This is a genomic window from Halostella sp. PRR32, assembly GCF_034808085.1.
GTDB classification, from domain to species: Archaea; Halobacteriota; Halobacteria; order Halobacteriales; family Natronoarchaeaceae; genus Halostella; species Halostella pelagica.
In genome coordinates this window covers 1-241 of record NZ_JAXHGL010000264.1, presented here as the reverse complement: position 1 = coordinate 241, position 241 = coordinate 1, and the positions used below count along the sequence as shown (strand labels likewise).

Sequence of the window (241 nt, the reverse complement as noted above, 5' to 3'; positions counted from 1 at the left end):
CGAGCAGCCACGTGACACGGGGTAAGAGCTGAACGCATCTAAGCTCGAAACCCACCTGAAAAAGAGGTACCACTGAGGTCACCCGTAGAAGACGGGTTCGATAGACTCGGGATGTACGCGCCAAGGCAACGAGGCGTTCAGTCCGCGAGCACTAACAGACCAATGCCACACACTCATCGCACTGTACCCACGAACGGGTCCAGGCGTTACCTGGATTGCACGTACATTACGGTTTCATGCC

General features: G+C 56.0%; 1 rRNA gene. It reads left to right on the top strand.

The features are described 5' to 3' along the window. Nucleotides 1–175, top strand: a 23S ribosomal RNA gene (locus SM753_RS21555); the annotation flags it as partial. Nucleotides 176–241: the final 66 nt, after the last annotated feature.